This is a genomic window from Pantoea sp. MHSD4 (genome assembly GCF_021043305.1).
Taxonomy (GTDB): Bacteria; Pseudomonadota; Gammaproteobacteria; order Enterobacterales; family Enterobacteriaceae; genus Pantoea; species Pantoea eucalypti.
In genome coordinates this window covers 355,151-375,995 of sequence record NZ_JAJNDH010000004.1, presented here as the reverse complement: position 1 = coordinate 375,995, position 20,845 = coordinate 355,151, and the positions used below count along the sequence as shown (strand labels likewise).

28 protein-coding genes are annotated in these 20,845 nt (G+C 49.3%); 13 read left to right on the top strand and 15 right to left on the bottom strand.

The window, feature by feature from the left end; all coding sequences use genetic code 11:
- Window positions 1–54: 54 nt before the first annotated feature.
- On the top strand, window positions 55–1,170 hold the full coding sequence (locus LQK91_RS14820) for an FAD-dependent monooxygenase (RefSeq protein WP_231001636.1): 1,116 nt from the start codon (window positions 55–57) through the stop codon (window positions 1,168–1,170).
- Window positions 1,171–1,386: 216 nt separating this feature from the next.
- Here the strand turns inward: LQK91_RS14820 and LQK91_RS14815 are convergent, their stop codons facing one another.
- A complete protein-coding gene (locus LQK91_RS14815) occupies window positions 1,387–1,893 on the bottom strand; it encodes a GNAT family N-acetyltransferase (RefSeq protein ID WP_231001635.1) in 507 nt (168 codons plus the stop codon).
- A gap of 157 nt (window positions 1,894–2,050) precedes the next feature.
- Here LQK91_RS14815 and LQK91_RS14810 point away from each other — a divergent pair, with 157 nt between their 5' ends.
- A complete protein-coding gene (locus LQK91_RS14810) occupies window positions 2,051–2,293 on the top strand; it encodes a hypothetical protein (protein WP_105099648.1) in 243 nt (80 codons plus the stop codon).
- 74 nt (window positions 2,294–2,367) lie between these two features.
- Here the strand turns inward: LQK91_RS14810 and LQK91_RS14805 are convergent, their stop codons facing one another.
- The 4 genes from LQK91_RS14805 to LQK91_RS14790 all read right to left on the bottom strand — a co-directional run bounded on the left by LQK91_RS14805 (window position 2,368) and on the right by LQK91_RS14790 (window position 4,528).
- Entirely contained in the window at window positions 2,368–2,763 is a 396-nt protein-coding gene (locus LQK91_RS14805; protein WP_105099827.1) for a VOC family protein, read from the bottom strand.
- A 349-nt stretch (window positions 2,764–3,112) separates the two neighbouring features.
- Complete coding sequence (locus LQK91_RS14800) at window positions 3,113–3,823, bottom strand: ArsR/SmtB family transcription factor (RefSeq protein WP_105099649.1); 711 nt, start codon at window positions 3,821–3,823, stop codon at window positions 3,113–3,115.
- Entirely contained in the window at window positions 3,820–4,212 is a 393-nt protein-coding gene (locus LQK91_RS14795) for an amino acid-binding protein (protein WP_105099650.1), read from the bottom strand. The genes LQK91_RS14800 and LQK91_RS14795 overlap by 4 nt, the downstream gene beginning before the upstream one ends.
- Window positions 4,205–4,528 carry an antibiotic biosynthesis monooxygenase family protein gene (locus tag LQK91_RS14790; RefSeq protein ID WP_105099651.1) on the bottom strand — a complete coding sequence of 108 codons (324 nt, stop codon included), beginning with the start codon at window positions 4,526–4,528 and terminating at the stop codon, window positions 4,205–4,207. The genes LQK91_RS14795 and LQK91_RS14790 overlap by 8 nt, the downstream gene beginning before the upstream one ends.
- A gap of 258 nt (window positions 4,529–4,786) precedes the next feature.
- On the opposite strand from LQK91_RS14790, the gene LQK91_RS14785 reads away from it, so the two are divergent.
- From LQK91_RS14785 to LQK91_RS14770, 4 genes are all read left to right on the top strand, one after another.
- Complete coding sequence (locus LQK91_RS14785; protein WP_105099652.1) at window positions 4,787–5,383, top strand: glutathione S-transferase family protein; 597 nt, start codon at window positions 4,787–4,789, stop codon at window positions 5,381–5,383.
- A gap of 207 nt (window positions 5,384–5,590) precedes the next feature.
- Window positions 5,591–6,010 carry a bleomycin resistance protein gene (locus tag LQK91_RS14780; RefSeq protein WP_105099653.1) on the top strand — a complete coding sequence of 140 codons (420 nt, stop codon included), beginning with the start codon at window positions 5,591–5,593 and terminating at the stop codon, window positions 6,008–6,010.
- Between the two features lie 168 nt (window positions 6,011–6,178).
- Window positions 6,179–6,577, top strand: coding sequence for a hypothetical protein (locus LQK91_RS14775; protein WP_231001634.1), 399 nt, complete (start codon window positions 6,179–6,181; stop codon window positions 6,575–6,577).
- Window positions 6,578–7,030: 453 nt separating this feature from the next.
- Window positions 7,031–7,498 carry a DUF1203 domain-containing protein gene (locus LQK91_RS14770; protein ID WP_008924794.1) on the top strand — a complete coding sequence of 156 codons (468 nt, stop codon included), beginning with the start codon at window positions 7,031–7,033 and terminating at the stop codon, window positions 7,496–7,498.
- Window positions 7,499–7,811: 313 nt separating this feature from the next.
- On the opposite strand, the gene LQK91_RS14765 is transcribed toward LQK91_RS14770, so the two are convergent.
- Complete coding sequence (locus LQK91_RS14765; protein WP_003851702.1) at window positions 7,812–8,150, bottom strand: ArsR/SmtB family transcription factor; 339 nt, start codon at window positions 8,148–8,150, stop codon at window positions 7,812–7,814.
- A 52-nt stretch (window positions 8,151–8,202) separates the two neighbouring features.
- On the opposite strand from LQK91_RS14765, the gene LQK91_RS14760 reads away from it, so the two are divergent.
- Together LQK91_RS14760 and LQK91_RS14755 are read left to right on the top strand one after the other, a co-directional pair.
- Window positions 8,203–9,195: a threonine ammonia-lyase gene (locus LQK91_RS14760; protein WP_008924793.1), complete on the top strand. Its 993-nt coding sequence runs from the start codon at window positions 8,203–8,205 to the stop codon at window positions 9,193–9,195.
- Window positions 9,196–9,436: 241 nt separating this feature from the next.
- Window positions 9,437–10,042 (top strand): hypothetical protein, encoded by a 606-nt coding sequence (locus tag LQK91_RS14755; RefSeq protein WP_105099654.1) that lies wholly within the window; start codon window positions 9,437–9,439, stop codon window positions 10,040–10,042.
- Window positions 10,043–10,270: 228 nt separating this feature from the next.
- Here LQK91_RS14755 and LQK91_RS14750 read toward each other — a convergent pair whose 3' ends face one another.
- Entirely contained in the window at window positions 10,271–10,684 is a 414-nt protein-coding gene (locus LQK91_RS14750) for a hypothetical protein (protein ID WP_008924792.1), read from the bottom strand.
- Window positions 10,668–10,868, bottom strand: coding sequence for a hypothetical protein (locus LQK91_RS14745; RefSeq protein ID WP_008924791.1), 201 nt, complete (start codon window positions 10,866–10,868; stop codon window positions 10,668–10,670). The genes LQK91_RS14750 and LQK91_RS14745 overlap by 17 nt, the downstream gene beginning before the upstream one ends.
- Window positions 10,869–11,249: 381 nt before the next feature.
- Here LQK91_RS14745 and LQK91_RS14740 point away from each other — a divergent pair, with 381 nt between their 5' ends.
- Entirely contained in the window at window positions 11,250–11,687 is a 438-nt protein-coding gene (locus LQK91_RS14740) for a VOC family protein (protein WP_008924790.1), read from the top strand.
- Window positions 11,688–11,847: 160 nt separating this feature from the next.
- On the opposite strand, the gene LQK91_RS14735 is transcribed toward LQK91_RS14740, so the two are convergent.
- Window positions 11,848–12,468, bottom strand: a complete 621-nt coding sequence (locus tag LQK91_RS14735; RefSeq protein ID WP_003851694.1) for a protein phosphatase CheZ — start codon at window positions 12,466–12,468, stop codon at window positions 11,848–11,850.
- 167 nt (window positions 12,469–12,635) lie between these two features.
- On the bottom strand, window positions 12,636–13,310 hold the full coding sequence (locus tag LQK91_RS14730; RefSeq protein ID WP_105099655.1) for a hypothetical protein: 675 nt from the start codon (window positions 13,308–13,310) through the stop codon (window positions 12,636–12,638).
- Between the two features lie 213 nt (window positions 13,311–13,523).
- On the opposite strand from LQK91_RS14730, the gene LQK91_RS14725 reads away from it, so the two are divergent.
- Entirely contained in the window at window positions 13,524–13,835 is a 312-nt protein-coding gene (locus LQK91_RS14725) for a cupin (protein ID WP_003851688.1), read from the top strand.
- Window positions 13,836–13,856: 21 nt separating this feature from the next.
- Here the strand turns inward: LQK91_RS14725 and LQK91_RS14720 are convergent, their stop codons facing one another.
- Together LQK91_RS14720 and gstA are read right to left on the bottom strand one after the other, a co-directional pair.
- On the bottom strand, window positions 13,857–14,567 hold the full coding sequence (locus LQK91_RS14720) for an alpha/beta fold hydrolase (RefSeq protein WP_105099656.1): 711 nt from the start codon (window positions 14,565–14,567) through the stop codon (window positions 13,857–13,859).
- A 105-nt stretch (window positions 14,568–14,672) separates the two neighbouring features.
- Complete coding sequence (gene gstA / locus LQK91_RS14715; protein WP_105099657.1) at window positions 14,673–15,278, bottom strand: glutathione transferase GstA; 606 nt, start codon at window positions 15,276–15,278, stop codon at window positions 14,673–14,675.
- A gap of 126 nt (window positions 15,279–15,404) precedes the next feature.
- Here gstA and LQK91_RS14710 point away from each other — a divergent pair, with 126 nt between their 5' ends.
- Window positions 15,405–16,265 (top strand): LysR family transcriptional regulator, encoded by an 861-nt coding sequence (locus tag LQK91_RS14710; RefSeq protein WP_105099829.1) that lies wholly within the window; start codon window positions 15,405–15,407, stop codon window positions 16,263–16,265.
- Between the two features lie 91 nt (window positions 16,266–16,356).
- On the opposite strand, the gene LQK91_RS14705 is transcribed toward LQK91_RS14710, so the two are convergent.
- The 3 genes from LQK91_RS14705 to LQK91_RS14695 form a co-directional block, all read right to left on the bottom strand.
- Window positions 16,357–16,599 (bottom strand): YiiG family protein, encoded by a 243-nt coding sequence (locus LQK91_RS14705; RefSeq protein ID WP_258317756.1) that lies wholly within the window; start codon window positions 16,597–16,599, stop codon window positions 16,357–16,359.
- 193 nt (window positions 16,600–16,792) lie between these two features.
- Window positions 16,793–18,652 (bottom strand): M48 family metallopeptidase, encoded by a 1,860-nt coding sequence (locus LQK91_RS14700; RefSeq protein WP_039661351.1) that lies wholly within the window; start codon window positions 18,650–18,652, stop codon window positions 16,793–16,795.
- Between the two features lie 364 nt (window positions 18,653–19,016).
- Window positions 19,017–19,220 carry a hypothetical protein gene (locus LQK91_RS14695; protein WP_231001632.1) on the bottom strand — a complete coding sequence of 68 codons (204 nt, stop codon included), beginning with the start codon at window positions 19,218–19,220 and terminating at the stop codon, window positions 19,017–19,019.
- Window positions 19,221–19,849: 629 nt separating this feature from the next.
- Here LQK91_RS14695 and LQK91_RS14690 point away from each other — a divergent pair.
- The gene (locus tag LQK91_RS14690) at window positions 19,850–20,191 is read left to right on the top strand and encodes a hypothetical protein (protein WP_105099658.1); all 342 of its coding nucleotides are present in this window, start codon (window positions 19,850–19,852) and stop codon (window positions 20,189–20,191) included.
- A 71-nt stretch (window positions 20,192–20,262) separates the two neighbouring features.
- On the top strand, window positions 20,263–20,820 hold the full coding sequence (locus LQK91_RS14685; protein ID WP_105099659.1) for a hypothetical protein: 558 nt from the start codon (window positions 20,263–20,265) through the stop codon (window positions 20,818–20,820).
- Window positions 20,821–20,845: the final 25 nt, after the last annotated feature.

Sequence of the window (20,845 nt, the reverse complement as noted above, 5' to 3'; positions counted from 1 at the left end):
ATCAGTAATAAGGCGGTCATTACAATTTCTATTACGTTTCGTAACAGGAAGAAGATGATGACCAGACCTAAGAAAATTGCCATCGTAGGGGCCGGGATTGCTGGAATGGCGCTGGCAATACTTGCAATCAGACAGGGCCATCAGGTCAGCATATTTGAACGTGGCAGCACCGTATCCACTTCAGGAGCGGGTGTGACGTTGTGGCCCAATGCCATGTTCGTCATGCAGAAGATGGGTCTGGACAAAAAGGTAATTCAGGTGGGTGGTACGCCCTGCATGATGCGCCAGTTTGACCGATATGGTCTTCTTCAGTCTGAGTTCGATATTTCAGCAGTAAATTCACTATGCGGTTTTCCCAGCGTGACAGTCTTACGACGTGAGCTACTCAGCTTACTGATCGGTGCGCTGGATAGTCTGGATTGCGAGATCAAATTCAGTTGTGCAATCACTACTGCAGACGTAATGAAGTTAAGCCAGGAGTTTGACCTGGTCGTGGGGGCTGACGGGCGTATGAATTCAGTCGTCCGCCAGGCGTTGTATGCGGAGAGAATACCTCCTCATTATCATGGCTTTGTGAACGTAATAGGAGTAGGCAGGCAACGAGAGGGCAGCCTGAGCAATGCTATCGATGATTTTCGAGGCCGGGGGGAGCGTTTTGGCATCGTGCCGGTGAATAACGAGTGGTGCTATTGGGCAGGTGCATGGAACGCTCCTGTTAACGATGAACGCCTTCGAGCGCATTATTTCGATGAGTTGCATCAGCGTTTTCAGGACTGGCCTGATCCTGTGCAGAATGTATTGCAGTCATGTGATAAAGCATTAATTAAGTGCATTTTTGTTCATGACATTGATCCACTTCCTTTCTGGCATCAGGACAATATTTTACTGATCGGAGACGCGGCTCATGCTTCCTTACCGACTTCCGGGCAGGGAGCATGCCAGGCGCTGGAAGATGCATGGCATTTGGCTCGCTTATTGAGGGAGATCGACGATATAAACATTGTTCCGGAAAGCTTTTACCAACTAAGACATAGCAAGACCTCAGCAGCACAGCTGACTGGAAGACAATTCGCTGATAAGATTTTTTCTGAACAACCTGAACCACTGTTGCCTGCCACTAATATTTCTACTGCTGAACTCAGTCGGTTTTGGATGCAAGGTTTGACGTAATAGCCATTTAAAACCCAGTCATGGTGACCGGATTTGTCTATATGTCAGCTGGACACAGAATTAACCAGCGCGCCGATGGTTATCTGAGCCCGGACCTGGCAGGGTCCACTTCTGGCACAATGCGGACGATCGGCGCTGAAGGTCCGTTATGAGCGAAAAGCAAACGTCAAGCCTATGAAGTAGAGATGTTATGCCACATTAGACATAACATCCCTGTTATGAATCGGTCTCAGAGTTCCTCCTCATGAGGAACTGGTCATAATATACCCCGTCAACGCATAGTGCAGCGGTGTCTGTTGCCCACTCGATGAATCCGAAGGAACGATAAAGCGCATACGCAGACCGGTTAGTGGTAACCACGGTGAGTTTTACTGTTTTAGCTGAGCTGGCGGCTTCCAGCGCCGCCTCCATGAGACCAGATGACAGGCCACTCCCTCTCATCCCGGAGCGAACATACATTCCCCAGATATTTGCAACGTGGCTCAGTTTAGGCAGCGAGCTGCGGCTAACGCCAATCATGCCCTGCAGAATATTATGATGGTCGTATCCGCCAAAAACATGGCTGGCTCTCAGCTGTTCGGCAAAGAACTGCAGTGGCTTATGATTGCATTCCTCGTAAGAGGCACCAAAGGCGTCAGGATGAAGCCGTAAAGCTTCCAGCCTCAATTCTCTGAAGTCGCCAAGATCGCTTTCGGTGATGCGCCGTACCGTAAATTTTTCCACTGCTGGTTCCCTGGTGTCATTGATTTAAATTTTCATAGCTCACTCAATTTAACATAAGAGTTCGATCCCGAATCGCGTCAGGCAGACTCCGCTGTACAGAATCAGCTAACTTCAGATATGTTACCCATGACATGCCACCATATTCATGGAGTACACCATGCCGGAGTTCTGCTTTTTTAAGAAAGGTCAGCACATCGCCGCCCTGGAAAGATCTGACTCGGAAAAAGCCGCACAACTTGCCGGTGAAGGCTGGGAAAAGCAGTTTGAAGAGGTTAGCGCCGCCGATGCCGAAAGCGCGCTCGCCAGACTGGCAGATATGCGAAAAGAGGAAGTGACGACGGAGCGCGCTTTCATAACGGGGTCCGTATTCAGCAGTCTCCTCACAGCCATTCTCAAATAACGGACGACTGGCCGCGTTTAATGACCCTGCCAGCCACTCGCTTTTAACATAAGGCTACGGTTACAAACTGTGGCTCAGAGCTTGCCCCAATGCATGTTTTGAATTACAACCCTGTATCCATCCATATCTTCAAAGGTAACGCCATCGCGTTCCCAGTAGGGATTGAATGATTTAACTCTGGCGAAGCCAGCATCATCCATATTTTTACAAGTGGTTCGCCAACTGTTCTTCTCTGGAATGTACAGTACCAAAAGATCTTCATTTGAGGGTGAGGGGTGCACCGGATGATCATGGCACTGGGTAAACTCAAGATGCCAAGACAAACTATCCAGTCCTAACATGTATCCGCTGAATCCATTGTGGTCTGTAAAGTCGCCGATTTTTTCTAACCCAAGCCCGTTACAGTACATTTCACAGCTTTTACTTAGTGCGCTGACAGGCCTGGCTATCCTCAAGTGCTGCAAAACCATAAATGCCTCCACTTTACATCCTGATTTACCATAACAGTGCTTGGTCGCACCCCCCAAAGCCCCTCAGCGCGTTTCTGCGGCCTGAGGGCCGTTTCCTGCACCTTTTCCCTGTCCATACCCCTGAGAAACGCGCCTGATGATTTTGATACGTCTGCATGGCTATGCAGTGAGTGCTCGTCTTGAAAAATCAATGCATGCAGATGTTGGAAACGTCTGCTTCTGGCATGGAGCAGACACTCGCGCTGTAACGGCCGCTATGCGCGAAGAGCGGACCGTTTACGTAAAATGGAAGAGTCAGATGAAGGCATCTTGAGTCACCTCATCAAATTAACCGGTATATGACTTAAGTTCAGGTGATCTTCAGCTTAAACAGCCGATATAATGCAACCCGGCCTGGATCGGTTACGTTCACTTCACGGTATCCCTGTGTACGCGTTAACCATTCTTTTTGCAGGAAAAGTGTAAACAAGGCTGAGCCAGCGTCACCGCCGAGATGGAAACGTCTTTCACTCCAGTCCAGACAGCCGCAACAGGGCTTGCGTCGTGTGCGAGAGTTAAGCAAAACGCCCATTTTCTCAAAATGTATTTTGCCGGCTGATGTCAGTTCCGAGCCATCTGCTTCAAGCCATTTTTCCTGCAGCATAAATTCATAAATATTGACAGCAAGCTCGCCTGCCAGATGGTCATAGCAGGTGCGCGCATAACGCAGATAGACCGGCGTACTGGAAACGGGAGCTTTGGAAGTACCCATGGAAACTCCCATCAGGTTTTCCAGCAGTCCGGCGATATGATGGCCCGCAAGGCTGTAATAGCGATGACGCCCCTGCGTCAGGCAAATGACCAGACCGTTGCTGAGAAGTCTGTTCAGATGTCCGCTGGTCGTAGAGGCTGCTATGCCAGCCACTACGCTAAGTTCTGTAGCTGTCCATGCGCGCCCGTCCATCAGGGCGCACAGAATGCTTACCCTTGACGGATCAGACAGCGCAGAAGCCACCATTGCCATTGATGTTTCAAGGACACCATCTGGCTCAATGTCGCGCTTTGTTTTAACGAGGTTCATTCAGAAGGTATTGCCCATCTTCGGGTTACTTCGGCTGCCCGGGCATCATCATCCGTAATGAGAATGAGCCGGTTACTGTGATCGCTGTACTGTACCAGAATATTGATGCCGTTCCGGGCAATTGTGTCAGCTATTTCTCCCAGCTCTCCGGGCCGTTCCTGAGGTAATTTTCTTACCAGGGGACGGCACACGTTGCACACATCAAAACCGGCTTCAGTCAACACCTTGCGTGCTTTATAGCCGTCTTCAACCAGGAAGTGTGCGTGCCCGCCTTCAGTTCCTGCAAATACGCCACCGCCTTCAAGCCCCACTCCGTTTTCACCCAGTACACTACCCAGTGAACCAAGTGAGCCCGGGCTGTTTTTTAGAATAACGTGAATGTCATACATGCTGATTTGTTCCCTTATCAGAAGAGTAATCACGGAATACGCTGGCTACCCGTATTCTGTAGAATGAAAAAATCGACTGCTTACCTTCTTTCTGAGCGGCCTGATGCATTAGATTCCGCTTCCATCCGGCTACAGACTCCTCATTCTCCCACCACGACAAAGAAAGAATCTTTCCGGGCGTAGTCAGGCTTTGGAAACGCTCAATTGAAATAAAGCCGGGCGTGTCGGATAAGAGAGGCTTCAGATCCGAAGCGAGCTGAAGGTATCTTTCCTGAGCCTCTGGCAGGGCATCTGCCTCAAAAAGTACTGCAATCATGGTCCGCTCCGTTGTTAATTTACGGACAGTTTAATGATGATGAGGGCACGCTGCTTCGGTCGGCACCGAAGTATGCCTGTGCGTTAGCGAAGCCATCGACATGGATAAGCGATGAACAGCAAATTCATAAGTTGAAAGGCGGGACAACATAGAGGTATGGGTTCCTGGCCAATGTCCGCTGTGAGCGAAGAGCGGAAATTTTGACATGAGCTGCCCACTTACCTTATAAAATTTTTTCCACAACAAAGGGATATTCAATTGAAGATCTATACCTACCCCAAAAGCCGATCATTAAGAGTACTCTGGGCTCTTGAAGAAATGGGAGTGAATTACGAGTCCATCAGAGTCGATCTTTTGAACCCTACTTCTGAGGTGAGATCACCCCATCCATTGGGAAAAGTGCCTTTTTTGACCGATGGTGACGTGTCAATCAGTGAAACCTTAGCGATCTGTATTTACCTGTGTGAACAACATAAAAACATCTCTATTTATCCCGCAACCGCTGAAGAAAAATCCTCTGTAAATTCGTGGTTAAGCTTCACGCTATCCGATCTGGAAGCCCCCGTATGGAGTCTGCTCAAACATATTGTCTTCACTCCCGAAAATCAGCGTTCCCCGGATTTAATGAATTATTTCAGTAAGGAAGCAGATAAAGTCATCTCTCAGATTCGCTTTAAGCCGACTCAAACATGGATTGCGAGCAACAACTTTACACTGGCCGATATTTTTCTTTCTCATACGTTGTTATGGGCAAAACTGTGCGGATTGGAAATCACCGAAGAGATTGATAGCTACATATTAAGATCAACGAGTCGCCCCGCTTTCTTAAAGGCTCAGGAAGTAAATAATCGCTAATCAGGTTTTGTCATCTTTTAAAGGTGCATTGATGTCCGCTTCTGGCATAAAGCGGACTGACGTAGTTCTAAGGTCCGCTATGAGCGAAAAGCGGACGTCAAGCCTATGAAATAGAGATGTTATGCCACATTAGACATAACATCCCGGCCACGAACCTCGCACAAGCCATCTGGTGTATGTTGCGCCAGTCAAAAAAGGATGAAAAAAATGACTGACACGAACGAACCCTACTGGAACCACATGGTTCCCGAGCTGACCGTAACCGATCTTCCCGCTTCCCTGAGCTTCTATACCGATGTGCTTGGCTTCAGCGTCATGATCAGGCGAACAGAGCCAGAGTTTGCCTATATCAGCCTTGGCGAAGCGCAACTGATGCTTGAGCAATATCACCCAAGAGGATGGAATACGGCCGAACTCACCAGACCACTAGGACGCGGCGTAAATTTCCAGATAGAAGTGGACGACATTGAACTGATATTTGCCCGTGTAAATGCTCATAGCGTAACGCTGTATCGGGGTCTCAACGATAACCATTACAACAATGGCGCAACAATCGCCTGCCAGAGAGAATTTCTCGTGCAGGATCCGGATGGATACCTTCTGCGTTTCAGCCAGTACATTGAATAGAGTTTCCGCTCTTTCTCATGAGACCCTACCGATCACTCCGATTGAAAACAACATGGCTATTAACGAAGAGCAGCACTGAACGAAAAATCCTTTTCTATAAAGCCCTGATCTAAAGCAACCGCCCGGTTTGCCGATGTTCCTCTTTCCATTCAAAAATCAGGAAGAAAAATGAGCTGGCAAGACATGAAGTGCTTTTCAGGGTTTGATATAAAGAAGTCGGGATTTTTATTACTGCCACTGCTTCTGGCTGGCTGCACAAATTTTTCAGCAAAACAGCCCTACCGCACTCAAGGCGGGGAACAACTTCTGATTAGCGCAAATATGCCTAACGGAGTGCTAAAGCTGTGGGTGAATGAAACTCTCATCATCAATGAACCCTTTGTAAATCAGGACAAGAGCCTTGCTGCCGCGTTCAACAATGATTTCACTAATGTGTATTTGGCTACCTACCAGAACAAGAAGGTAATGGCTCGGTGCAAACGGGAAACTCATGCTTTTTCTCGCCCGGAGCAGGAGTGTGATGTGTTTTTTGACGGTGAATACGCTGCAAACCTTTTCCTACGCTAAGCAAATTTTTAACCGCCTGCTGGCAGCTTTATCTGAACCTGCCAGCAGGCTCATATTCAGCATAACAGTGTCTGGCCGCATCCCCGCAGAGGCCCTCAACGCGTTTCTGACGCGTACGGGCCGTTTCCGGCACCTTTCCCTGTCCGTATCGTGAAAAAACGCCCCTGATCATTTAGGCGCGTCTGCATGGTTATACAGTGAGAGTTCTTCTATAAAGATTAATGCATGCAGATGTTGGATACGTCCGCTTTTGGCACAGAGCGGACTTCCTGTGCCTTGAAATGATTCGCGGTTAACTTAATGTCGTGTAGAGGCTTCATGAAAAGCACAGGTCTCAGTAACCTGAGACCAACCCGTGGCCCGCCTTACATCAGCTATTTCCCTGTCCGAAAACAGCGAGCAGCAAATGAAAATAAAGAGGTAATGTCTTTCTGACAACAACGGGAGGCAGATATGGGTTTTAAAATTTCAGGGCTTAATGCTGAACCCTTTATTCATCTTTTTAAGCAGGACGAAGACTACTTAAAACGTCACGGCGCTTTAAGAATAAAGGTAGACAGCCATCCCGGTTATCCTGACAGAATTTCACTGCGAGATATTCCTGTCGGTGAAACAGCGATTTTGCTCAATCATACTTATCAGCCAGCCTACACTCCTTACCACGGCTCCCATGCAATTTACCTGTGGGAGGGATGTAATGATCAAGGTATATACATCAATAAAATACCAGAATCGATAGTTGCCAGGCTCCTTTCATTAAGGGCCTTCGGTGAAAACCATCTGATGTTACAGGCAGATATCTGTGAAGGTGCGGATACGGAAATGCTGCTGAAGCTTTTTTTCGACGACCCGTCAGTGAGCTATATCCATATTCATAACGCAAAACAAGGATGTTACGCCTGTCTTGCCGAGCGTTTATAGATAAGCCTGCAATCCGGACTCTTGAGGGAAAAGTAAAATGAAGATTACTGACGTTGTAAAACCTGCCCAGAAGTCCGCTTCTGACACGAGGTGGACGGAATCAGATGAACGTCAGCTAAGAGCGAAAAGCGCACCCTGACCTGCAGGATGGTTATCAGCCAGTGTAGTTTCTGAAGTTTAAACTGCACATAAGATGACGGCAGATAACGATGATTCGATATGTCCCTCTGAAAGGCAGGAGTACTATAAACGAAGTATACCTACTTACCGGTTTTGCTCGCTTCGTTATGGACATTCTGCCCGATTGTGGCTGTTAATTTGGACCCGTCTTAAGCTTCCCATATCCTGACAGCATTACGGTTGCTTCATCCATCCGCTGACGGTCGAGTTTATAGAACACCCAGTTCTTGATACGTTTCGAGGTCACTATTCCGGCCTTGGCCAGGATCTGAAGATGGCCTGTCACGGTAGGCTGACTGAGACCAATCTTTTCGGTGATAAACCCGACACACACCCCATCCTCGACCAGATCGCCATCCTGCTGTTCCGGAAAATATGACCTGGGATCGGAAAGCCACTCCACCACCACGAGCCGGTGCTCATTGCCGAGAGCGCGGAAAAGGTCTGCCATTGATGTTTCAGGATTGTTCATATAGCCAACCTCCTATATAGTTATTTTCCTATATAAACTCTGAGGTCATATTATGACAAACCACACACAAAGACCAATGGACAGTGTCACGCTGAAGGCGATTTATGCTGCTTCCGCGCGCATCAAAACAACGGTTTGCAGAACCCCGCTGCAGCTTTCGCAGGCGCTGTCTTCTCTTGCAGGAGCAGAGGTCAGGCTCAAGATGGAGAGTCTTCAGCATACGGGTAGCTTTAAACTGAGGGGGGCTGCAAACGTCATTGCCAGTCTTAATGCAGACCAGCGCATTGCCGGCGTCATTGCCCCGACGGCGGGAAATCATGGACTGGGGCTTGCCTGCGCGGGTCACGCAGCAGGTGTACCGGTGTCCATATTTCTGCCCTATTCAGCAGACCCGATTAAGGTCTCAGCAATGAAAAGCTATGGTGCTCAGGTTACGTTCTTTGAAAATATTGAAGAGGCGAGACAGGCCGCGATTGTGGCTGCGCAGGAGTCCGGCGCGACGTTTGTCTCCGCCTACGATAATGAGCAGATGATAGCCGGAGCCGGCACCGTCGGTCTGGAAATAATGGAAGACTGGGCAGACGCTGACGTCATTCTCGTAAATATTGGCGGCGGCGGGCTGGCGTCAGGTATTGCGACGGCCGTCAAAGCTATCAACCCTGCAGCCGAAGTGTGGGCAATTCAAAGTGAAGCCAGCCCGACTTTTGCACACTGGAAAGAGGCTGGCCGAACGATCCCGGTTGAATTATCCCCGTCAATCGCCGAAGGCATCAGTGGCTATATTGAGCCTGAAGCAATAACCTGGCCCCTTGTACGCGACCGCGTTGATCGTGTTCTTATTGTTTCAGAAGCCGGGATCAAAGCAGCGATGCTGTTAATGCTGAATCAGCACAGCCATGTTATTGAACCTTCGGGAGCACCTGCAATTGCGGCAGTCCTTCGTTATGCAAAAGAACTGAGTGGACGTAAGGTCGTCTGCGTGGTTAGCGGCAGAAATATATCGGGTTACCGTTATCTGAAATTAATGAATGAGGCCACACTCTGACGACACGCAGCAAAGGTGCAGGCAGGAAACAGAATAGCACGCAGTCGGTGTGAGAGTGAGAATTGATAAAATATCACGCCCCCTTCTTTACTTAGATCGATATGCGAACTTGCCCTAAAAAGCGAGGTCTGCCCCGATTATGTTACTCTGTGCAGAAGACCGGGCCTCATCTGAACGCAGTCTGTCAAAATAATTACATTGTCCGTACCTTCTCTCCGAAGCTAAATAAAATGAGAATAATATGAATAAAAGCAGTCTTAAAACCTTTCACCTGTTACGTATTCTGATGCTGACGTGCGTACCCATGTTTTTACTGGGTTGTGCCAGTGCATTATGCCCTTTTGGCAGCTTTGAAGGCACGGTTCCGGACTTTAAAAATAGTTACTGGAGATCCACTGAAAAACATCCGGCTAAGTCTGATGAACAAGTCCAGGAAGAATGCACTCATGCTGCCGACGCTGAGGAGCAACGCCTTTCGCAGGTCTATCTGCAGTTGTGTAAAACCGGCCAGTTAACCGCCGAAAATCAACGATTTGCACAGAAATTACTGGTCAATCCACTCTATTCTGGCTTGAAATCAGCAAAAGCCGTACCACAGGATAAGTCCGTTAATACAGTTGAAGCCCGGCTGAGACGGTCGATTTCTGGGAGCGATAACGCTAAGTATTTCAAAGAAAATTGTGGCTATTACATTGAAAAAAACGCAGCCGAACGGACCAGCACCCTGCTGGGTTTACAGGCAGGGGATTACAAAAAGGAGGTTTTTAAACAGTGCATGGCAGAAAATCATATGGCGCTCATTGTTCCACAGACTGAATTCAGCCGGTGCAAGTCGATAGGATGGTAAACAACCCAGGCCTGACCTCTACTTCAGGTGAACAGGTAAAATGATGACATTGGCCATTTACGCTCCTTACCCCAGACAAACAGTGCTATGCAGGCAGATATAAAATTAAATGCGGGCTTTGCTATAGAATGCATGAGCCCGGAACAACATTAAATATGCTGAACAGCGTTCATGCCAGGCGGCGCGTTCGCCGTTTACCTTCGGTCTGCACTATCTGATGTATACGCATCATTCCCAGTAAACCAGGTAAGCAAGTGCAGCAGCTGAACAGAAAGCATAGGGGCTTAAAAGCAAAATATCCGAATAAGACGCCTCACATATCCTGATAACAGGCCATGCCAGTATAAACAGCCACATGAAGAGCACAGAGTACACAATACAAAAGCTCCCCTTCAGGGCGGCATCAGGATAAAATCGCTTCGAAATCATCGCTAATGGCATGCCGATTATCATTGTTCCCATCGTGGTCCCAATAATACTCATCGTAACGATGAAAAAATAAATAAATATGAGGCCCATTACCGGTGCACTGTCTTTCCCCAGGGAAAGATAGATTAAAACCAGTAATGAACCCACGAGACTACTAAATGTTGCTGATATCACAGATATCCTAATCCAGTTATCGTCAATAATGTTCGCCATAACTCTCTCTTTGTCTGAGCAGCTTTATTGATGCACCGTACCCGCTAAAATTTTCGGCACGAGGCTTGACTGCAAAACAGGCTTCAGGCACAGCATCCTCATGACGACCTGCGACGGGCATCCTGACAATAAGGACATAACGCCGCCAGTCAGTTTTTTTGGAGCAGGCCAGCATGATTGTCATCCCTTTTCCTGGTGAGTTTTATTCTACGAGCCTTTTGCATGTGCCATAAAATTTTTAAGCATAACTATCTAATTCGAGTAAGGCGACAACATCTGCTTATGGCACAAAGCAGACCTACGTACTGCAAGGTCCGCTATGAGCAAAAAACGAAAGATCGCAGGACCTCTCTGATTAATAAAAACTTGCAACGCAGTCCCGTAATTTTCCTCAGGGATTAATAAATATGCATAGCTCTCACGCTGGATAATCAGAAATATTTCAGTCAGGTCAGCCTTAACTATATGTTTTAATGAGTAAACTAACTTCGCACTTATCGTGAAGTACTACAGCAGAGATTTCAGATAGTTTGGTGCTTAATTTTTAAACTCAGCAGGTAACTTCATGATAAGAAGAGTGGATCACGTCGGTTTTTCAGTTAAAAACATTGATGAGTCATTATTCTTCTGGACTCATATTCTCGGAGGGGAGTTATTACGCGAAGGGAAAATGTCTGGGCCCATCATTGATGAAGTTACAGGCGCAAGGGGGGCTGATGTACGAATGGCGTTGCTTGAGCTGGCTGGCATCAAAATTGAATTACTCCAATACGATAACATTAAACAGCCAGCAGAACCCTCAGCACCCTACATCCCCGGCTATGCTCACCTTGCGTTTATAGTTGAGGATCTGGATACGCTCTTGCGCAAAGTATCGGAGTATGGCTGGAAAACACCAGGTAAACCTCAGACAGTCTTATCAGGTCCCATGCAGGGAACCAGAGTAATTTATTTACAAAGCCCCGATGGACAGACGCTGGAGTTGATGGAGCACGGTCAATGAAGTCCACCTGGCATAGCCCGTTATCGGCTTATTTGAAACATTGATCTTTGCAATGTCCGCTTCTGGCACAATACGGGCTCACATCAAGACCGGCGGGTTGCTCTGGCGCAAATCCTTTTTTTATCAGGCGTGAGAGTTCGCCTGGCCTCTTTCTGTCGACCTACATGCCCAGACTGGCCAGCAGGTCATCCACATCATCCTGACTGGCAGGCGTTTCTGATGCGGAAGCAGGTTTAGAAGGCGCATTACGTTCGGCGCTGCTATGTGAGCCTGCGTTATCACGGATGACCTGTATCAATTGCTGCTCCGCCTGGTTCAGCACGGCCATCATCGCCTGCACAATTTGTCCTGTGAGATCCTGGAAACCCTGCGACATCATTATCGCGTGCAGCTGCTGTTGTGTCAGACCCGTGACACGAGGGACGTCATTCAGCAAGGCAACGGTATCTGTAGCTAATGCCTGGGTCTGTTCTTTGTCTGACAGCGTCCCGGAAGTGGCATCCCAGCGTTGTGTGAGTTTCTCCGCTTTTTCTCCCAGCTCAGTTTGCAGCGGCTGCGTGATTTCCACGCTGTTGATTACGCCCTCTGCTGCTTCGCGGGTCATTGTGACGACATAACCCAGCCTTTCACGGGCGTTCGGAATGCTTCCCGCCACATCGGCAATGGTTTTATCAAGCCCCAGCTGTTGCAGACTGTCGCGAAGCTGCCGCAGGATGTGGCCAGCACGCGCCGTAATTTCGCCAATTTCCTGATGCTTACTATGAATGTCGGATGGTGACATGGATGTTGTTTCCTGCGTACAGAGTGTCGATACCTGAGGTTATCGGCAGCTCTCGGCAGATTTTTAAATTTCCCTGGAATTTTTCCTCAGGTAAAAAGTGACATGATGTCAATGAGGCGGCATTGGCTGAACGTCATCAGGCTGGTGGAAGCGAGAAATAGCCCTGATTAAATCGTCAATGGATAACATATCGTCCAGTTATAGTTGACCTTCGCCAATTTTAAATCCCCGGTAACATCGCCAAAATTAACGGACTGGCGTTCAAAAATATACTGACGCAGAGAGGTGGGTAGAAAATCGGCGCCGTAGCGCAGAAGGGTGCTGTGCCAGAAAGGGGCAGGTAATGGGCTGCCACTGTGACGCATTTGCAATTCATTCTTCCATTGAGAATTCAAAACGCTTTCGCAGAAGGACTGGCGCATAGCGATTGCAGTACTGTCAGGGATTCCCGCCAGCAACAACTGGCTGGGCAACGCAACCAAGCGAAGGTCTCGTATAACGATTCGTTTTGCATCAAATCCAGTCCAGATCTTCGTCAATTCTGCCACTTTTCCTGGCAGTGGCTCGTTTTCGTTCATGAACGGCAGAGTCAGGGGCAGGAAGGTAAAATGGAAACCCTCCGGGGGAAGAACATCAGCAAGTGAGTCATCTTTTGTGAGCTGCTGCAATTCACCAATAAGACGCGAGGCATCCAGAGAAACAGGGGGCTGTATACCCGAGGCAAGAGCCAGCCTGACGGGATCGTAATAGTTTCCCTCTTTAATATCCCCAACTCCTGCATTTTTCGCCCAGATGGCGGTGGTGTTCTCGTTTGTTGAACGATAGAGGTTTTGCAGACTCATCGATGACAGACCTTTTGGAATAAGAATGAATACAGGCTTTTACCCTGCTCTTTCTGCCCGGTATTTTACGCTATTTAATTAATTATTTAGTGTTCACCTGCCCTTAAACAGACAATCAGGGGACAGATCAGGACAACATAAAGCGGACGCATAGAATCCATCCACTCTCTCTGATATTGATGACGCTAAAGCACGTCTGTTGAGGGAGAAAAGATGAATTTTTTTAGCAGTAAAGAATTTACTGGCTCAAGAGCATGGGACTCACTGCATATTGCCAGCTTTGATAATGTCAGCGTGAAACTTCACTGGACCGATCAGCCTTACAAGTGGCACATCAACGATGGACAGGAAGTTTTTGCTGTCATGGATGGATGCGTTGAAATGCAATATAAGGAACAGGGCGAAGTTAAAAGCCGTGTTCTCAACGCCGGTGATATCTTTTACGCCAGTGAAGGAACCGAGCATATCGCGCGCCCACAGGGCATCGCACGCGTGCTGGTTATTGAAAAAGAGGGCTCGGTTTAATCAGAGTGTTTCTTTATCGGGTCAGGCCTGATAATCCGTGACGAAACGGGATATCTCCTCGCCCAGACTGAGCAGAAATGATTCGCGTGAAGGGTGGGTATCTATTATGTGCGGCGGCAGCGTGTTCATAAAAGTAAAATGGCCCGCATCCTTAACCACGTAAACATCAATTACCGTTTCTGATTCTGATTGCATAAACAGCGCTTGCGACGGCGGTGTCAGAGTGTCCTTTTCGCCTGTCCAGATCTTCACCGGCATATTGAGGGATGCGAGTGCCGAGGGGGCTTTAAAAAAGTCCGCCGCAGGCGCTAACAGGAACAGTTGATTTAAAACCTGACTGCCTGCAAAAGTCACCTTCTCTCCGGCTCGGGTCCACGCCTCCGCGCCGACTTGCATCAACAGAATCACGGCGCCGAGGGAGTGCCCGACACCGGCAATCGATTCATAATCATGACCAAAATTATCCAGAGCGAGGGCAAGCCTCTGGCTACGATCCAGCAGGTCAATCTTTGAGGGTGTGGGTGAGGTCAACCGATCAAAATGCGGTGCGACCACCGCAATACCATTCCGGTTAAAGGTCTGCAAGAGCGCCAGATGACGCAATGGACTTCCTCCAGCACCGGCTGCGAAAAGGATGCATTGCCTGGCCTCTTTCGCCCTTAATAGCGTGACCTCGAAATCCTTACCGGCATGCCGGATGACAGCGGTTTCCACCTTCTCGCTGTAAATCATAAAGCCGACTCCCTGCTGAAACATGAGTCCCGTGATACTAACCCATCGCGTGTGAAACGATAGTTTTTGCCCACTCCGGAACCCGGCCTTGCAGCTTTGCTGCGCTTACTGCGACGCCTCTGCCAGTAATGCCGCCTGAACAGCAGGGCGCGCGCTGATCCTCGTCCGATAAGCCACCAGCGCTGGCCAGCGCGCCAGTTCAATGTTGAAGAATTTGCACCAGCCCAGCACGGTGTACAGATAGGCATCAGCAACGCCGAACGACGTCCCCATCAGAAAGGCTTTATCGGTCAGCGAAGTCTGCAGATAATCGAACCGCCGGAACAGCTTCTCGCGAAAAATCGTCAGAACATTGTCGGGCAGGGACGTGTTAAACAGCAGCGCAGACCCCGCATGAATTTCACTGGTAATAAAGTTAAGCCACTCCTGCAGACGAACCCTCTCCCAGCTTCCTGCTGGCGGTGCCAGCTTGCTTTCTGGTTTCAGGTCAGCGAGATACTGCACAATCGCTGGCCCTTCCGTCAGTATCTGCCCGTCATCCAGTTCCAGCGCAGCGACATAGCCTTTGGGATTGATTGAGCGAAAGTCATGCCCGTCAGCGGTGAGCTTGCTCCTGTTGTCCACTTTAACCAGCTCAAACGCTATTGCCAGTTCGCGCAGCCCGATGTGGGGCGAAAGCGAACAGGTATCCGGGGCGTAGTAGAGTTTCATCTTTTCTCCGATAACATTGAAAGCGGGTAGCGTGTGTTGTGTCTGAATACACTGTGCTCAGTCTGACTGTTGCTGTAAAATTAATGTTTAATAAATTAACTATAAGCCTGGTTACTGATGACTGTGATGAATCTTCAACACTGGCGCCTGCTGGTGGCGGTGGCTGATGCCAGTAACATCTCGCGCGGCGCTGAAGCGACGGGCATGACCCAATCTGCTGCCAGTCAGGCGATTGCCCAGTTAGAGTCCTCGCTGGGGTTCCCGTTGTTCGTGCGGGAGCGTCGTCACATCGGTATAACCGCCCTGGGTGAGCAGGTGATTGAACATGCCCGAACGATGGTGGCGCAGCTCAATGCTATTCGCGAACTGGCTGATGCGCACAGGGGTTTAAAAGGCGAACGTATCCGGCTTGCCAGCTTCCCCTCGGTCACTTCTATACTTTTGCCTGGCTTGCTGCGGAGCTTTAAGCGTCTGCATCCGGACATGGATGTGGTGGTGCTTGAAGGGACTGATGAGGAAGTGGAGGCGTGGCTGGCAGCAGACACCGTTGAGCTTGGGGTGGTGATGAACCCCGCGCCCGGACGTGCTGACGTGATATTAGGACAGGACGCCTGGGTTGCGGTGATGCCTGCCAGCTCTTCGCAGGCTAGCGCGAACGGCATCACCCTGCAGGAACTGGCAGACCAGCCCTTTGTGCTTGCGACAGGCGGCTGCGTGGTGAATGGGAGAAGCCTGATCGAACAGGCGGGCCATCAGCTTACCGACGTGCGGGTACAAGTCCGCGACTGGATCAGTGCCTGCCTGCTGGTGCGAGAAGGGATGGGGGTTGCACTGGTGCCGGAATCTGCTCTGCCAGCGGAGCTGCGCGGCCTGACCGTGCTGCCGGTAATCCCTGCGGTACACCGTGAGTTCGGGCTGGTCTGTTCACGCGCCGGAAAAGCTTCTGATGCCACGCAGATACTCCTGAAAGGCGTGCGAAAAGGGTAGGGACACCAGGCGGCATGCTGACCAGGCGGAACAATCGACATCGCTCAGAATTCGCGTAACGGGTCGAAAAGCGGGTAAAGCCGGGGCTGATTCACAAGTAAAGCGCCTTGCTCGCCCAGCGTCTGCTTGCTTTAAGCGCTATGTGATCCCCCGTACTGTAAGGTGTTTTATCGCGGACCCGACGCATGCGATCTTTGCAGTCTTTCAGGAAGGTTTCAGCACTCTCCTGGAAGATGGAGCAGGTTAATGGCTTGCCCGCTTCGCTGGCCGTTGCCTTTTCTGCCTCATTCAGCAGTGTACTGTAAGCATCAATCGCTTTTGTCATTCCGGCCACGTCGGGATTGGGTGAGGTAAACAGGATAGCCAGGCAGCACAAGGGCAGTCACCTTCATCGCGGGTATGCTGGCACTGCTTGCTCTTTTAAACACGATCGGTCCTTTCTTTATGTGGTCAGAAATACAGACTGGAAATGGATATTCGCATTGGCTCCCTTATCAGCTGCGATGAGGGAGCCGATGACAAACGGCTTATGCGCTTGGCGACGCTTCGGCTGATTCTTCTTTCATTAACGCCCTGACTGTCTGATGGCGATGCCAGTAAAGGCCGAGAGTATTTTTAAAGGCTTCAATCTCTTTCTTCAGGCCGGGTAAGGGGATCTCACTGCGCTTTTTACCTTTAGCGTTCGGCTGCTCATGCTGTAGGTAGAGCTTATCCCGGCCGAAATTACGAATGACATTGATGTTTTTTACGTTATCCCACTCCAGCAGTTCGGCGGTTTTCGGTGACACGATGCCCTGCCAGGTGATGACAATCTGCGAGCCATCTTTAAGCGTGTAAGGCACATTGGGGAAATGCTTCAGCACCAGCGCGGTTTCCATCTCACCCTCAGGCTGATAACGCCAGGCCAGGCTTTCCTCATGCACTGAAGAGAAGTCGCGTTCATATTTCTGCCACAACTGCTGCTCGATCTCGTTGGCAACCGGCATCAAATCAACCCAGCTCTTGGCCGGGAAATCGGCGGCGACCGCAGCATAGTCGGCTTCGTCAATGTTGTATCCGACGTTGCGCATCCTTTCTGCCAGCGGCGGGTGTGAGTCAAAGGGGTGCGGCACATTCTGTTCGCGGACAACGCTGATAAAGTCCGGAGACGCGACATGCTCAGGCAGACCGGCAGCGATAGCTTTACTGATCCCCAGTTCATTTTCATGCAGCGTCCGGTTATTAAAGAAGTTTCGCTCAACTTCACTGCGGTAACTGGCATAGGCGGATACTTTGATCAGCGATTCGATAATCGCGGCGGGGGAGACCAGCGTTGAGGCATTGCGATCCGCCACAAACTCACGTTCACGGCTGTTGCGCTGCCATGCCAGTTCAAACAGCATGCGATAGAGGTAGAGCGGATAGTACACGATCAGTGTTGCCAGATTCTGACCCATCAATTGCATGTAAAGGTCAAAGCGATGCAGCTTCGGTCCCAGCAGTGCGCCGGAAGCGGTGTCACCTTCATGCAGGTGTGTCAGCTCATGGACCATCACGCCATCAGCCTGCGCAACGGTGAGCTGACGCAGCAGCGGAATGCTGACATAGAGTTTACGACCGGTAAGCGGGTGTCCGTTTACGCTGAGTGGGGCTTCCGTCACGTAAAAGTTGGTATCGATGCCCGCAACGATATGATCGGGGGGCGTGGTGCCAACTCTGGCGGCCAGCATATCAATCTGTGACCAGAGTGCCGGAGCGGCTTCGCGGGTCACGACTTCACCTTCAATACTCTCTTCCGGCGGGAGTTTTTTGAAGATGCCTTTAATCATGTAATACATGCCGGCCAGCACCAGCAGGCCTACGGCCATCACCAGCTTTGGATAGTAGGTTTGCGTGAAGAAAGCGGTACCCCAGAATGAGAGCCAGACCAGCATGCCGCCCTGAACCATAACTTCCAGTGAACAGGCCAGCATCAGGAATTTGCGGGCCAGCGCCAGACTGATCACCTGTCCCTGGCGGCTTTTAAAAGCCAGCGCACTGAACAATAGCACCATTAGCAGGACAACGCCGCTGCCGATCAGCGTCCAGAAAGCCACTTTATCCATCATGTAGAACTGCCACAACTCGGATTGCGGTGCGCAGACGGCGTTTTTGTAATCCTGCAGATTTTCATCGACCGGGCCGCAGACGCTGGACGGCGGGTTCTGCTGCAAAAATGTCTGCAGTTTGCCGGTATCCTGATGTTGCTCCTGCGCATCGTTCATAAAGAACTGGGTGTACTGCTGATCGAGTTGCGCATTGCCGTATTCAGCAAAAACCAGAGTAATAACAGGTACCAGAAACAGTGTGAACAGCAGCCAGAGAAATACCTTCAGATAACCCTTTTTCAATTCCGTTAATGATTTCAAAATAATAACATCCTATATGTCAGTGAAAGGGAGAAGCTGCTGACATCAGGAAGTTCTCAACAAGAATATCCTGGCCCCGACTATGCCGTGCGGGGCACGTAAGCGCTTCAGAGAGAGTGTAATGAGTGCAATGAGATTATAATCCAGTCTGAACTCATTTTGAAAATCCCGGAAAATATTTCTGGATGTTTTTCATTGCCCGTTCGCTATTCTTCGGGCGGCTCACGTTGCTCAGGCATAACACCGATAATTTGAGTTAAAGTTTATTATTTATTTTGGTCAGCCTCCGCCATGAAGTTTAAAAAGCTGCCTTCCTGATGACCCTATACCAGATTTTATATTTTGCCAGTTGCGCTGAAAAAAATTACCAGCGCATCCCTTTAAAGGGGTTCCAGCCGTTATCGCCTTTTCGCTCTTTCAGGTAATAATTGTAATTTGTACTCATGCCGTACAGTGCATTAAAGCCATAGGCCAGGCCGCCCTGAAGATATCGTGGGAACTCCATGCCCGCTATCGCTAAAGCGATGATCAAAATAATATAAACAGCCATCATAATTAAAATCAGCATGATGTTCTTCTTCCACAGGCCGAGTACAAACAGATAAATCGGGCCAAAGAACGAAGGCAATTAAATTCATGTTAACTCTGAATTTTTGCCTGAAAGGCAGTTGCTTCAGTGCCTGTCTGAAGCCGGGTGAACTGGGAGCACCATAACGGTCGAAAAAATCAAAGCGGGCCTGCCACCTCGCACTGTATTCTTTAGATCTGTTCTCTTTACCATTATTTTCAGTGAGTTGTTCCATATGAACCTCCATGCTTTACACGAAATCTGACGATCACCATACTGTTTCATCCGGATGACAGCGGCATAAATGTCTCCCACCGAAACAGCCGATGCAAATGTTAAAAAACGCGATTTCTCAGCCGCGATTCATTCACACTAAAATAATAGCGCAGTGCAACAAACAGCAGTGCCGCATCCGGCGAGCAATATTAATGGCACACTGGATCCGGGATAAGCAACAACCTCAGGAAATAATCCTGGCGGCATCAGGCGTTTTATAACGAATCGGGCTGATATGCCCTGAACGGGGCAGGGAGAATATTAGCACCAAAGAAAATATCGCTACAATGATAAAAATATGTTAATTTCAAGAAAATAATTTCTCGTTCCTCACCCATCTATAGGATATAAATATGATCGCCTGGAGCGGAGTCGGGTTTTTTGTCGCACTATTAATTTGTGCTGCTTATCTGCTGTGTAAATGGGTGCTGGATTTTTATTACTACGATGGTTTTTTTGTCGCGCATTTATGGGCGACAGGCGCAACGCTCATCGTTGCTGCCCTCTTTTGTGCGCTCTTCGTCTGGGCGCTCCGGCAGGAAAAATGGCTGGACTCCATCGCAACGGCGACCAAAAGTGAGCCGATGATGGCCCCCGAAAAAGCCCACAACTTCTTTTTTATCCCCGTTCTTTACTGGCCGATAATTTTGTTATTGCTCGGTTCAGGGATCTGTATTTACGACCTGACCCGATAACGCCTCTGCCTCGCCGACACCCGATTCGGTGTCAGTGAAATGGAAATAGCCACTACACGAAGGAGTTCACGGTGAAATTACGTCAATCATTAAACATTATGGGTGCGCTCTGCCTGACGGCTGCACTTGGCAGCACCCCGATGATCGCATCAGCAGCCGAAGCGAAAACAGCACAGGCTGCAAACACGCAGAATCAGACGATCTCGTTGCTGGATGGCAAACAGACTTTCAACCTGCAGGGTTATGAAAAGCAGCCTGTTCCGGGCGGTGGACCTGGAACCATGTATGTAAACAAGCAGGAAAAACGCGTCTTGATCATTGGCGAAGAAGAGATCCCGTTGATTGCGCGCGGTGGCAGTGACGCTGATTTTCTTGAAGGCGGGAAGTCTATCAAAGACAAGCAGAAGCAGGCGTCACCTTCTTATACGGTGATCAGTGAGAAAACTGAGAATGACAATGGTCTGCCCGTTTATCACATTGAAGCCACTGACAAAATGGGGGGTAATGATGTTCAACAGGCGACGCTGCTGGCGGTTGCCAACAAGAAATTCACCGTTATTCAGGTGGTTTCAAATCACAAAGATAAAGCTGGCCACCTGAAAGCGGTTAATAACATTCTTGGTAAATAAGCCGGGACAGCGGGTCAGTAAGAGA